The sequence below is a fragment of the Paraburkholderia sp. RL17-373-BIF-A genome, from assembly GCF_046030175.1.
Lineage (GTDB): Bacteria > Pseudomonadota > Gammaproteobacteria > Burkholderiales > Burkholderiaceae > Paraburkholderia.
In genome coordinates this window covers 30,187-43,616 of record NZ_JARESO010000005.1, presented here as the reverse complement: position 1 = coordinate 43,616, position 13,430 = coordinate 30,187, and the positions used below count along the sequence as shown (strand labels likewise).

Here is a 13,430-nt window from a genome sequence, read left to right as displayed (position 1 = left end):
CATGCGTCTGATCCAAACAGCACTCACGTTCGATGACGTGCTCCTCGTCCCGGCTTTCTCCGATGTTCTGCCGCGCGACACCAGCCTCAAGACCCGGCTGACCCGCAACATCTCCCTGAATATGCCGCTCGTGTCCGCCGCCATGGATACCGTCACCGAAGCACGCCTCGCCATTGCGATGGCGCAAATGGGTGGCGTGGGCATCATCCACAAGAATCTCACCGCGGCCGAACAGGCGCGTGAAGTGGCCAAGGTCAAGCGCTTCGAATCGGGCGTCGTGCGTGATCCGATCACGGTGCCGCCGCAGATGAAGGTGCGCGACGTGATCGCGCTGTCGCAGCAGCATGGCATTTCGGGCTTCCCGGTCGTCGAAGGCGCGCAACTGATCGGCATCGTCACGAACCGCGACCTGCGCTTCGAAGAGCGTCTGGACGAGCCGGTGCGCAACATCATGACGCCGCGCGAGCGCCTCGTTACCGTCAAGGAAGGCACGCCGCTCGCCGAAGCCAAGGCGCTGATGCACAGCCACCGGCTGGAGCGCGTGCTGGTCATCAACGACGCGTTCGAACTGCGCGGCCTGATGACCGTCAAGGACATCACCAAGCAGACCGAACACCCGGACGCGTGTAAAGACGAACATGGCAAGCTGCGCGCGGGCGCGGCGGTCGGCGTCGGCGCGGACAATGAAGAGCGCGTCGAACTGCTGGTGCAGGCGGGCGTCGACGTGATCGTCGTCGATACCGCGCACGGCCATAGCCAGGGCGTGCTCGAGCGCGTCAAGTGGGTCAAGCAGAACTTCCCGCACGTCGAAGTGATCGGCGGCAACATCGCCACCGCGGCGGCCGCCAAGGCGCTCGTCGAATACGGCGCGGACGGTGTGAAGGTCGGTATCGGCCCGGGCTCGATCTGCACGACGCGGATCGTCGCCGGCGTGGGCGTGCCGCAGGTCACCGCGATCTCCAACGTGTCCGAAGCGCTGAAGGGCACGGGCGTGCCGGTCATCGCCGACGGCGGCGTGCGCTTTTCGGGTGACGTCAGCAAGGCGCTGGCAGCCGGCGCGAATGCCGTGATGATGGGCAGCATGTTCGCCGGCACCGAAGAAGCGCCGGGCGACGTGTTCCTGTATCAGGGCCGCCAGTACAAGTCTTACCGTGGCATGGGCTCGGTCGGCGCGATGAAGGACGGCGCGGCGGACCGCTACTTCCAGGACAACTCCGCGAACATCGACAAGCTGGTGCCGGAAGGTATCGAAGGCCGCGTCGCCTACAAGGGTTCGGTCAACGCGATCCTGTTCCAGCTGATCGGCGGCGTGCGCGCCAGCATGGGCTACTGCGGCTGCCGCACCATCGCCGAGATGAACGACAAGGCCGAGTTCGTGCAGATCACGGGCGCGGGCTTGCGCGAGTCGCATGTGCATGATGTGCAAATCACCAAGGAAGCGCCCAACTACCACGTGGACTAAACGCCAATGAAGCCATTGCTGCGCGCTGTACTCATCCTCGATGCCTTGCTGTTGCTTGCGTTCGGCCTGCTGTTTCTGCTGACGCCTTGGACTTCGCTGTACAACGCGCTGCTTCTGGTGCAAACCCAGCCGGCTCTGGTCGGCCAGGGGTTTGGCGTGGCGCTGATCGGGCTCGCATGGCTGGCCTTTCACGCGTCGATCGACGGCGCGCTTACTTCCACGGTCGCCAAGGTGGTCGGTCATGTGAACTGGCTGACCGGCGTGCTGATGCTGATCTGGCTGCTCGGTCTGCATACGCCGGCGCTGACTGGTTTCGGGCAGATCGTCGCGGTGCTGACAGGCGTGGTGCTGCTGGTGATCGGCCTGGGTGGTGTGCGTTTGTCGGGCGCGGTGCGGCGGCGTGAAAGAGTGCGGCTCGCTGAAGCCGTCGCCGCCGAGCGTGCCGACAAGCAGGCGGCCAAAGACGCCGCGAAAGACGCGGCCAACCGGCGCGAGCCGGGCCATGTCACAGCGGGCTTCCCGGTCTATCACGCTGAGCCGGTCGTCGAGCCCGTCGTACCGGTTACGCGGCCCGTCAGTGCCACTAGTCCTGTTGCAGGGGCACCGCTTCATCCGGTAGTCGACGAAGCCAGTCTGACGCCGTCCGAACGCGCAGCGCGGGCGCAAGCCGCGGCCGCGCGAGACGAAGCCCGCAACGGCGCGGCCGACGCGCCTGGCGCGCCCCGGCCGCCGTTTCATGGCTGACGCGTTGCGCGCCACGCCGTCCGCCGAAGCATTCGGATCTGGTTTGCGTGCGCCGCGGGCAAGAGCCTGCGGCGCCGCTCGCGCCAACACGCTGCATCGTTACGCTTCATGCTCGATCGTCCCCACGTGGACCGCTTTGAATTCAACGCCGCGCCCCGCGCGCGGCATTCCGTATCCGCTCACTTTTGACTCCGTTCGCTGCCATGCATGACAAGATCCTGATCCTCGACTTCGGTTCGCAAGTCACCCAACTGATTGCACGTCGCGTTCGCGAAGCCAACGTGTATTCGGAAATTCATCCGTACGACGTGGATGCGTCGTTCATTGGCGACTTCGCGCCGAAGGGCGTGATCCTCTCCGGCGGCCCGAGTTCGGTCACCGAAACGGATACGCCGCGCGTGCCGCAAGCCGTGTTCGAACTCGGCGTGCCGGTGCTCGGCATCTGCTACGGCATGCAGGCCATGGCCGAGCAGCTCGGCGGCAAGGTCGATATCGGCCACCTGCGTGAGTTCGGTTACGCCGAAGTGCGCGCGCGCAATCACACGAGCCTGCTCGAAGGCATCAGCGACTTCACCACGCCGGAAGGTCACGGCATGCTGAAGGTGTGGATGAGCCACGGCGACAAGGTGCTGGAAATGCCGCCGGGTTTCGCGCTGATGGCGTCCACGGAATCGTGCCCGATCGCGGCGATGGCCGACGAAAAGCGCCATTTCTACGGCCTGCAATGGCACCCGGAAGTCACGCACACCGTGCAGGGCCGAGCCATGCTCGAGCGCTTCGTGCTGCAGATCTGCAAAGCGCAGCCGGATTGGGAAATGGGCCACTACATCGACGAAGCCGTCGCGAAGATTCGCGAGCAGGTCGGTAAAGAGCACGTGATTCTGGGCCTGTCGGGCGGCGTGGATTCGTCGGTGGCGGCGGCGCTCCTGCATCGCGCGATCGGCGATCAACTGACCTGCGTATTCGTCGATCATGGCTTGTTGCGCCTGAACGAAGCCGAGCAGGTAATGGCGACCTTCGCTGACCACCTTGGTGTGAAGGTGATTCACGTCGACGCAAGCGAAGTGTTCCTGCGCAAGCTGGCCGGTGTGACCGATCCGGAAGCGAAGCGCAAGATCATCGGCGCGGAATTCGTCGAAGTGTTCCAGACCGAAGCCGGCAAGCTGACCGATGCGAAGTGGCTGGCGCAAGGCACGATCTATCCGGACGTGATCGAATCGGCCGGCAAGGGCAAGAAAGCCACGCAGACCATCAAGAGCCACCACAACGTGGGCGGCCTGCCTGAGACGCTGAATCTGAAGCTGCTCGAACCGCTGCGCGAACTGTTCAAGGACGAAGTGCGCGAACTCGGCGTCAAGCTCGGTTTGCCGCCGGCCATGGTGTACCGCCACCCGTTCCCGGGTCCGGGTTTGGGCGTGCGGATTCTCGGCGAAGTGAAGCGCGATTTCGCGGACCTGTTGCGCCGCGCGGACGCGATTTTCATCGAGACGCTGCGTACCTTCATCGATAAGGAAACCGGCAAGTCCTGGTACGATCTGACGAGCCAGGCGTTCGCGGTGTTTCTGCCGGTGAAGAGTGTCGGCGTGATGGGCGACGGGCGGACTTATGAGTACGTGGTCGCGTTGCGTGCCGTGCAGACGCTGGACTTCATGACCGCGCATTGGGCGCATCTGCCGCATGAACTGCTGGGGCATGTGTCGAACCGGATCATCAATGAAGTGCGCGGGATTAATCGAGTTGTGTATGACATCTCGGGTAAGCCGCCTGCGACGATCGAGTGGGAATGATTTAGACTGCTACGCAAAGGCAAAGCCAGCGCGCATCCATTCGATGCGCGCTGGCTTTCCTGTTTCAGCGGATCAATCAGATCGCCCAGCCTCCGTCGACTGCCACCTCGGCGCCTGTCATGAAGGCGCTTTCATCGCTAGCCAGGAAGCAAACGATAGCCGCCACCTCCTCGGCGGTGCCATGCCGCTTTAACGGCGCCGCGTCTGCGCCGAAACGATTCGTCTCGTCGCTGTTGGCCTTGAGCATATCTGTAGCGATAAACCCGGGGTGGACCGAGTTCACGCGAATGCCATGAGGCGCCAGTTCCGCAGCCGCGACCTTGGTCATTCCCCGCACCGCCCACTTGGTAGCGCCGTAGGCAATCGCATTGGCAAAGCCGCGCAGCCCGGCGCTCGACGAGATGTTCACGATGGAACCGCCGCCGCTTCTTTTCATCGGCTCGATGGCATGCTTCATGCCAAGCAGCGTCCCTAACTGATTGACGCTGAATGTCTTCTCCGCTAACTCTGGCGTCGTTTCGGCGATTGCGGCGGGTACGTAGATACCCGCGTTGTTCACCAGCACGTCGCATCGGCCGAACGCGCGCTCGACTTCCTTGAAGAGCGCTCGCCAGGAGTCTTCGCGCGTCACGTCGTGCGTGACATAGATGGCTCGTTTGCCCATCTTCGCGGCGAGCGCCTCACCTTCCGCGGACAACAGGTCGTTCAATACGACATTGGCACCTTCGTCGAAGAAGCGCTGCGCTTCCGCGGCGCCCTGACCGCGCGCCGGACCCGTTACGACCACCGTTTTTCCTTCGAATCTCGCCATCGTCAAATCTCCGCTTTGTTGCGCTGCATGCCTTGCATGGAATGGATTGGCTCAGTACCGGTCATCCGGAGCATGTCTAAGCCATGGATAGCGCTCTGTGTCAGCGCCCGCGTAATCGGGATCGAGGTAGATAAAGCAGCGCTGAATCCTGAAGTCGCGGATTTCAAATACATCGCACCAACGGCCCGCATGCGAAGTGCCGGCTCGCCACGAAACGCCGTTCTTCAGCTTGCCGCGCGAGGCCGCTTCGACGACGACCGTATCGCCCTGCTGTACAACGTTGGCGTAGGTGACGTCGTGCGCGATTTCGGCAATGATGCCCATGAGGTCGCCAAAGAGGGTAGCGATCTGCTCTCGTCCACGCGCAATGCCCCACTTCGGGAAATAAACCTCCGCGTGTTCGTCGAATAGATCGAGAACATTGTCGCCGCGGTCCATTCGCTTGAAGTACTCAAGGGCAATCGCTTTGCGTTGCTCGTCGTTCATCGATTGAATTTGCATCTTGTCTCCATGGTTAAGGGGCGCGTCGAGACCGACGTGTGACCATGCTGGCCTCGACGTGTACTGAAAAGCAGATAGAAGGCGCGCCGGGACCGTGCCGGCTCCAAGGCTAGGCTTGGGTCGCTTCCGTCAGGAGCGCTTTACTCGGTTCGAGATGGGCGGTATTCGCGGCGCGATAGGCAAACGCGAGGATCGGACCAAGTGTTCCGCCGCCCGCCCAGTAGGCGCGCGCAGATGCGGACGCCACGCAATTCCCCACGCCGTACAGGCCAGGTATTGGCATGCCGCTATCGTTGAGAACCTGGCAGTCACTGTTGGTCAAAGGACCGCCTTTCGTGTCCAGCGTGCCGCCGGTTACCAACGCCGCGTAGTAGGGCCCACTGTCCGCGAGCGGGAACATCGTCGGGTTTGGTGAGGCAGACTCGTTTTGGACAGCGCCGTTGAACATTTTTTCTACAAGGCGGTCACCGCGGCGAAAATCGGTGTCCACCCCTTCGCGGGCGAATCGGTTGAAGCGCTGAATGGTGTCTCGCAGATTCACCAGAAAATCGTCGGCAAGGCATAGATGGCCGGTGAGACGTTCGAAGGTCTCGAGTCGCCGGGCGAGCGCATCGGCGAGTTCCTCCAACGTATTGCCACTGATCAGATGCCCCTCTTGAGCCGCGTCGGGCCGGATCAGGCAGCCGTACTCCGTACTTGCGCTATGGTCCTGGCTGCGCTGATCCCAGATGGCGACGAGAACCAGGTTCGGATATTCAGCAAGCTGCGCGTCCCACTCGAAGAACTTTTGCGCGAGTTCGTTGTAGGCGAGTTTCTCGTTGACCACCCGCTTTCCTTGTTTATTCACCCACAGCATCGAATCGCCGCCAACGGAAAACGTGCCCGTAAAATCATCGCGGCCAGCGACCAGGCGATCGAGCGACACCGGGCACATCCAGGCATAGTTCATGTTGCGCAACTGTGCGCGCAGGGGGCTCGCGATGTGAATGAAATCGCCTTCATTCGAGCGCGCGGCACAGCCACCGAATAGCGGCGCATGCAGGAAATTTTTCCGCAGGTCGTTGTTGTGCGTGAACCCGCCGGTCGCGAAGATGACCGCCTTCCGCGCGCCGAGGCGGACGTCGTTGCCTTCGACATCCGTGGCTTCGATACCGACTACTTCTTCAGCCTCGTTGAGAATCACGCGCTGCACACGCAGACCGGTGCGAACGTCGACGCCGTCGCGCTGGGCGGCGGCGTGCATGGATTGAATTGCCACCTTGCCGCCGTCGGACATCGACTCGCACGCGCCCGCTGGTATCAGCACCCGGCCTTGCGGCGCGGTGTTCTCGGGAAGCTCGGCCCAGTAGTCTGTGACACCGGGCAAATGCCGGTACTCGAGAGCGCCGCGCGCGTGGAGCAACTCAGCAGCAGGTGATGCGCTGTCATAGATTGCGCTGAAGGCTTCATGTTCCCATGCATCGAGTCCGAGATTGGCATCCTCCGGATCATAGTGTTCGGGGCGGGCGAGGCGCGCCATGTAACGCAGGCAGTCCTCCTTGCGATCTTCGATGCCCGCTTCACGCATCGGCCGGTTGTTGGGCACCCAGTACCAGAAAGCGGCTTTTTTCGCGGTTCCGCCCACGGTTCTGTCCTTCTCGACGAGCGCAACCGAATTGCCGAGCCAGCGGGAAAAGAGGGCGGCGGGAAATCCGCCTCCGCCGGCTCCGACGACAATGACGTCGAATATCGCGTCAAAGGCTTCAATTGAATGGCTGGCCAGCCGGTGTGTTGATGCGGGAGCCGCGCTCGCGCGGGATGCCCATCGCTCTGCTTTTTGCATTGTCTTCCTCCTTGTTTTTCGTTGCCTACTCCGTCGAAGCCCGTACGGCGGCTCGCGTGAGACAAATATATATAAAACAGAAAAATATACAATAATATAAAAACTATCGAGATGATAGGAATCGCGTCAAATGGGAGCGTGTTGTTCACGTCCGGCGCGAGCGCTGCGGCGCGCCAGGAGCGACGTACGCCGGCAGCGCGCTGAAGCGCAATGCAGCTGCATGTCGCCGGCATAGCGACGGCGACATCTGCAAATCAGGAGGAGAGTGGAACGAGAAGACGCCTTACCGGCACCGCGGGCGCGGTGCTTGCCATGCCTTTGTCGTTGGGGACATTTGAACGGTGGAGGCGATGCGGAGAGAGTCTGGTTGCAAGCGGATTGGCGCGCAGCGGTTAGCGGCTTAAGCGCTGGCGAGACACGTTGCCGGTGAATCCACCTGCGAGTCACGAATGGTGATGAACGCTCCTGCTACCCGGCTCCTTGATAGCGCGAATGTCATGCGTTTCATTCGGCCGGGATGAGTTGGGGCAGACTGCGCTGTTCAAGCAAAGCCGAGCGAGCGGTCCGCGCAGGCGACGCGTTCTATTTCACAGCATCACGCAGTAGACCGCGCGCGCGCCCGACCTCGCGCTGTGCCTTCGCTCTTCGCGGCGTTGCCGCTAGCAATGTCCTCGAGCACCAGCTCAGTCGTGGCGGCGAAGTGCTGACGCAGCAGTTCGCACGCCTGGTCGGCGTCACGCGCGAGCACAGCTTTTACGATGTCCTCGTGCTCTTGCGCGAAATTGCGTGAAGCCGCATGAGGGGCCTGGATCGACTGATGCCGGTAGCGGGTCGTCTGGATGCGCAGGGTCGCGGCAAAACGCTTGAGCCACTTTGATCTGCATCCTTCCAGCAGGGTGGAGTGAAACTTGTCGTGCGCGAGATCCCATGCCGGGTTGACGCGTTCTGGATTTCCGATAATGGGCGGTAGGCTGTTCACCTGGTGATAGGCCGCTAGCAACGCACCTTCCCATTCGAGGTTTCCACTCTCGATCGCGTCACGAAGGGCGTCGCATTCGATACGCTGCCGCACTGCCGTAATGTCTTCCAGGTCCGCGCGAGAAATTTTCGTTACGCGAAATCCGCGCTGGTCCTCGGCTTCAACGAATCCGCTCATTGCCAGTCGTGAAACTGCTTCACGCAGCGGAATCGCGCCAGCCTGGTAACGGTCCGCCAGTTCACGGATCTTCAGCTTCGAGCCAGGCGCCAGCACGCCGGTCACGATGTCCTGGAGAATCGTTTCGGCCAGCACAGATGCCATGGTTCGGCCAGTAGAGCCCGGCATGTCAAACATATCGTCCACAGAATCCTCCCGGCTGCACCACTATAGGTATTGGGAAATTATATCCAGTATCAGGGTTAACATGCAAAGACGAAAATATATATATTTATTAAATTTGTATCGAACGTTGCACGGCAACGAACGAACTCTTGAGCCACCGTGGAGCCGTAATGAGATACGTACACTTTTCGCCCGATGGGCACCAACGTCTGCTGGGCGTGTTGCAGGGATCGACGATCACCTCTTTGGGTCACGCAACGCTTGAGGAGCTGCTGGCGTCGGGAACGAACCTGACGGCATATGCGAAGGCCGGAATTGTCAAAGGCACGGAGTATTCTGCTGACACCGTGAGGTGGCTGCCGCCTCTTGCTCGTCCGGGTAAGATCGTTTGCGTTGGCCTGAACTATGCGGACCACACTAAAGAAAGCCATTTCGAGCCGCAGAGCTACCCAACGTTGTTTCCCCGCTTTGATAGCAGTTTGATCGGACATCTGGCACCCATGATCCGTCCCCTCGTATCCGATTCGTTGGACTTCGAAGGCGAAATGGCCGTGATTCTTGGCGGCGGCGGTCGCCATATTCCAAAGGCCCGAGCCTTGGAATGCGTGGCGGGATATTCGATCTTCAACGACGGTTCGATCCGCGAGTACCAGTTCAAGGCGCCCCAGTGGACTGTGGGAAAGAATTTTGACGGCACTGGCGCTTTCGGGCCCACATTCGTGACCGCCGATGAGTTGCCCGCAGGCGGCGCGGGACTCAAACTGGAGACCCGGCTAAACGGGAAGGTCGTGCAGGCGGCCAACACGAGCGACCTGGTATTCGACGTGGCCACACTCATTGCGATCATCAGCGAGGCCATCACGCTTGCGCCGGGCGATGTCATCGTCACTGGCACGCCGGCCGGTGTTGGTTGGGCAAGAGAGCCGAAACTGATTATGCGCGACGGCGACGTCTGCGAGGTTGAAATCGAAGGGCTCGGTGTACTGAAGAATACTGTGCAAGACGAAAAGCCGGCGGACTGACAGCACGGCATAAGAGATCGGAGGAACTATGAGACAAATTCGCGTCCCCGTATTCGTTGTTGGCGCGGGCCCCGCAGGACTGACAACCGCCGCGCTGCTGGCGAAATACGGCGTGGAGGTGCTCGCTATTACCCGCTACCCTGGCACCGCACACTCGCCGCGCGCACACATAACAAATCAGCGTACCGTCGAAGTGTTTCGCGACCTTGGCATCGAAGATCGCGTGCGCGCGCTTTCCACGTCGAACAAGTTGATGACCAACAACGTTTGGGCAACGAGTTTCACTGGAACTGAACTCGGCCGCCTTCAAACCTGGGGGACGGGAGAACAGCGAAAGGCTGACTATGAGATGGCCAGTCCGTCCGAGATGTGCAACGCGCCGCAGCATTTGCTGGAACCGGCAATATTGACGGCCGCACGCGAATTCGGCGCGAAGGTTCTCTTCAATACCGAACTCGTGTCGATACGTCAGACCGAGGAGGCTGTGTTTTCCCGCGTGGTTGATCGGCTAACGGGGGAGGAAATAGAGGTCATTTCAGAATACGCGGTAGGCGCTGACGGCGCACAAAGCCTGGTAGTCAAAGATATCGGCTTCGAACTCGAAGGAGAGATGGGGCTCGGTTACGCATTGAATTGCTGGCTTGAGGTCGATCTCAGTCAATACTGTGCACACAGGCCTGGGGTGCTGTACTGGATGTATCAGCCCGGCTGTGACTATTGGGTGGGAAGCGGGGTATGGATCTGCGTGCGCCCATGGAACGAATGGGTGATGGTGTCGATGTATAACCCCGCCGACGGAGAGCCGGATCTCAGTGAGGACGCGATCATCCAGAGGGCTCGCGCGACGATTGGCGACCCGGATATTCCGGTGCGAGTGAAGGCGGTATCGAAGTGGACGATTAACCGCATGGTCGCGCGCCAGATGGTGAAGGGACGTGTCGCAATCGCGGGTGATGCGGCGCACCGCCATCCGCCCGCCAACGGGCTCGGATCGAATACATCAGTGCAGGACGCATTCAATCTGGCTTGGAAGCTCGCCTTGATCGTCAAGGGACAAGCGGCTCCTTCGCTGCTGCAGACGTACTCCGATGAGCGACAACCCGTGGCCGAGCAAGTGGTGAACCGGGCGATCAGGTCGATGACGGATATGTTGCCCATCTCACAGGCTTTGGGCTTCCGCGATGGGCAAGGAGCCGACGAAGGGTGGGCATCACTGGACGAGCTTTTTTCCGATACGTCCGTGGGCCGCACGCGCAGGAAGCAGTTGGCCTCGGCGATCGATCTGCAAAACTACCAATTCAACTGCCATGGCGTCGAATTGGGTCAGCGGTATACCTCCGCCGCGGTCGTGCGAGACGGCGCCCGCTTTCCCGAGCCGAGCCGGGACGCGGAACTGTATTATCACGCGACCACCACACCCGGCGCGTATACACCCCACGCGTGGATTCAACACGATGGCAGGCGCGTCTCTACGCTTGACCTCGTCGGGCAAGGCTCCTTTGCGCTCTTGACGGGCATGGGCGGGCAACCCTGGGTCGAAGCACTCCGACAGGTCGGCAACGAATTCGGCATTTCCGTGAATGGGTGGGTCATCGCTCACGGCTCATCGACCATCGACGCTTATGGGCGCTGGGGAGAACTCCGGGAAATCGAGGACGGTGGTTGCGTGGTGGTTCGGCCGGACCGGTTTGTCGCGTATCGGGCCAATGATCTCGTCGCCGACCCTTTAGGAGCCTTGCGGCGGGTATTCGCGCAGATACTCGGCCGGGAGCCGCAAAGCATGTCTGCTACGACTTCGCATAGCGCTACAGCTTCGACTCTTGCCGGGAGAGAATGACATGACCGCTTCAACTGTAAGCGTAGGAACAGCCGGCATACACTCGGTCGATCACTTCGCGCTCGAAGTTCCTCGACTCGACGAGGCGAGAGAATTCCTCACGGCCTTTGGATTCCGGGTACAGGAGGAGGAAGGTCAGTTGCTGCTGCGCACCGCCGGCAGTGCCCATGTGTGGGCGCGGATTTTTGCCGGCACGCGTAAGCGATTGGCCTATTTGTCTCTGAACTGCTTCGCCGATGACTTCTCGAAGATCCGCGCGCAGATCATCGAAGCGGGTGGACAAGAAGCGACACCTCGAATTGAGTCCGCCAAACATGAAGGGTTCTGGTTTGAAGACCCGGACGGCAATCTGTTACAGCTCAAGGCAGGGCTCAAGACGTCGCCAAATTTCAAGCCGCCCCGTGACGCTGAACCCGCGCTGCCTCGGCTACGTGGCGCAGTCGCCCGCGAGAACGCAGAGCCGGTTCAGCCGTTACGGCTTGCGCACGTCGTGATGTTCACCCCGGACATTCGTCGCACGGTCAGTTTCTATGAGCGTTCGGTTGGGGTGCGTCTGTCCGATGGCTCGGAAGGTATCGTCGCTTTCATGCACGCGCCTCACGGCAGCGACCACCATATGATCGCGTTTGTTCAGGGGGCGGCAAAGGGTTGGCATCACAGCGCATGGGACGTTCCCGACGTCAACCATGTCGGACTCGGCCAAATGCAGATGCAGCGCGCTGGATACCGCGACGGTTGGGGCGTGGGACGGCACGTGCTCGGCTCCAACTACTTTCACTACGTGCGCGACCCGTGGGGTTCATTCTGGGAGTATTCGGCCGATATCGACTTTATCGCCCCTGGCGGCCAATGGGCCGGCGGCAATCATCCGCCTGATGATTCACTCTATCTATGGGGGCCCGACGTGCCGGGCTACTTCTTCGAGAACACTGAAGACGGAGTCCGCGCATGAGCAAGGTCATTATCACCTGCGCCATAACCGGAGCGATCCATACTCCGTCGATGTCGCCTTATCTGCCGGTTACGCCGGACGAGATCGCGCAGAGCGCCATTGAAGCAGCCCAGGCTGGAGCGGCGATCGTCCACTTACACGCGCGCGATCCCCTCGATGGCCGTCCATCCCAGGCACCGGAGTTGTTTCGCCGGTTCGTGCCCGCCATTAAGGAAGCCTCGGATGCGGTCATCAATATCACCACGGGCGGGGCGCCTACGATGACGGTCGAGGAGCGGCTGCAACCGGCACTTGAGTTGCGGCCCGAATTGGCGTCGCTCAACATGGGTTCAATGAACTTCGGGTTGTACGAAATGCTCGGGCGCTTCAAAGACAAGCTTAAATATGACTGGGAGCGCCCATATCTGGAAGGAAGCGACGATCGCATCTTCAAGAATACATTCAAGGATATCGCCTACATCCTGCAATCGTGTAGCGAGAACGAAACCCGGTTCGAGATTGAGTGCTACGACATTGGCCATCTTTATACGGCCGCGCACTTTCTCGACAGGGCGCTCGTTAAGTCACCCCTTCTCATACAGTCCGTATTTGGTCTACGCGGTGGCATTGGCGCACATGTCGAGGATCTCATGCATATGCGCCGTACGGCTGATCGATTGTTCGGGAAAGATTATGTCTGGTCTGTGCTCGGGGCCGGGCGTAGCCAGATGCCGCTCGCGGCGATTTCTGCCTCTGTCGGCGGAAACGTGCGTGTCGGACTCGAGGATTCTCTTTGGGATGGCCCCGGCAAGCTCGCAAGTAGCAACGCGACGCAGGTAAGGCGCGTTCGCACCATCATTGAAGCCCTGTCGCTTCAAGTGGCGACGCCCGATGAGGCTCGCGCCATGCTGAATCTCAAGGGACGCCATAGCGTCGGCTTCTAAAGAGACGTGTCTGCGATGCTTCGGCGTTGCCTGTGCCAGGGCAATGCCGGAGCTATTTCTGGTGTCGCGAGTAGAGATTCCCGCAGAGGCAATAGTCCGCATCGTTCGGAATGCGGATGGTCTCGTCTTCCACATCGATTCGATTGGTATTGCGACGGGCGCAGAGCCAGATACTCGGCCGGCGCTCTAGTGGCCACGACGAGTGACGTCGTTCTAAAGATCGTCGTCACTCCCGGAACCTGGACTCA

General features: G+C 60.8%; 11 protein-coding genes. 7 read left to right on the top strand and 4 right to left on the bottom strand.

Translation table 11 applies throughout. The features are described 5' to 3' along the window. Nucleotide 1 precedes the first annotated feature (1 nt). The 3 genes from guaB (at nt 2) to guaA (ending at nt 3,993) form a co-directional block, all read left to right on the top strand. The gene (guaB, locus tag P0D80_RS07650) at nt 2-1,462 is read left to right on the top strand and encodes an IMP dehydrogenase (RefSeq protein ID WP_012433424.1); all 1,461 of its coding nucleotides are present in this window, start codon (nt 2-4) and stop codon (nt 1,460-1,462) included. Between the two features lie 6 nt (nt 1,463-1,468). Continuing rightward, a complete protein-coding gene (locus tag P0D80_RS07645) occupies nt 1,469-2,206 on the top strand; it encodes a hypothetical protein (protein ID WP_132373944.1) in 738 nt (245 codons plus the stop codon). A 203-nt stretch (nt 2,207-2,409) separates the two neighbouring features. Next, the gene (gene guaA, locus P0D80_RS07640; protein WP_408282598.1) at nt 2,410-3,993 is read left to right on the top strand and encodes a glutamine-hydrolyzing GMP synthase; all 1,584 of its coding nucleotides are present in this window, start codon (nt 2,410-2,412) and stop codon (nt 3,991-3,993) included. A 76-nt stretch (nt 3,994-4,069) separates the two neighbouring features. On the opposite strand, the gene P0D80_RS07635 is transcribed toward guaA, so the two are convergent. The 4 genes from P0D80_RS07635 to P0D80_RS07620 form a co-directional block, all read right to left on the bottom strand. After that, nucleotides 4,070-4,804: an SDR family NAD(P)-dependent oxidoreductase gene (locus tag P0D80_RS07635; RefSeq protein ID WP_408282596.1), complete on the bottom strand. Its 735-nt coding sequence runs from the start codon at nt 4,802-4,804 to the stop codon at nt 4,070-4,072. 51 nt (nt 4,805-4,855) lie between these two features. Then, a complete protein-coding gene (locus P0D80_RS07630) occupies nt 4,856-5,305 on the bottom strand; it encodes a nuclear transport factor 2 family protein (RefSeq protein WP_132374064.1) in 450 nt (149 codons plus the stop codon). A 109-nt stretch (nt 5,306-5,414) separates the two neighbouring features. After that, a complete protein-coding gene (locus tag P0D80_RS07625) occupies nt 5,415-7,127 on the bottom strand; it encodes an FAD-dependent oxidoreductase (RefSeq protein ID WP_408282592.1) in 1,713 nt (570 codons plus the stop codon). Nucleotides 7,128-7,722: 595 nt separating this feature from the next. Next, on the bottom strand, nt 7,723-8,460 hold the full coding sequence (locus P0D80_RS07620) for a GntR family transcriptional regulator (RefSeq protein ID WP_408282996.1): 738 nt from the start codon (nt 8,458-8,460) through the stop codon (nt 7,723-7,725). Between the two features lie 158 nt (nt 8,461-8,618). Here P0D80_RS07620 and P0D80_RS07615 point away from each other — a divergent pair, with 158 nt between their 5' ends. From P0D80_RS07615 to kce, 4 genes are read left to right on the top strand one after another with little or no spacing between them, the layout of a single operon-like run. Further along, on the top strand, nt 8,619-9,470 hold the full coding sequence (locus P0D80_RS07615; RefSeq protein WP_408282589.1) for a fumarylacetoacetate hydrolase family protein: 852 nt from the start codon (nt 8,619-8,621) through the stop codon (nt 9,468-9,470). Between the two features lie 28 nt (nt 9,471-9,498). Then, nucleotides 9,499-11,307, top strand: a complete 1,809-nt coding sequence (locus P0D80_RS07610) for an FAD-dependent oxidoreductase (RefSeq protein WP_408282586.1) — start codon at nt 9,499-9,501, stop codon at nt 11,305-11,307. 1 nt (nt 11,308) lies between these two features. Then, a complete protein-coding gene (locus P0D80_RS07605; RefSeq protein ID WP_408282993.1) occupies nt 11,309-12,259 on the top strand; it encodes a VOC family protein in 951 nt (316 codons plus the stop codon). Beyond that, nucleotides 12,256-13,182: a 3,5-dioxohexanoate:acetyl-CoA acetone transferase gene (gene kce / locus P0D80_RS07600; protein ID WP_408175977.1), complete on the top strand. Its 927-nt coding sequence runs from the start codon at nt 12,256-12,258 to the stop codon at nt 13,180-13,182. The genes P0D80_RS07605 and kce overlap by 4 nt, the downstream gene beginning before the upstream one ends. Nucleotides 13,183-13,430: the final 248 nt, after the last annotated feature.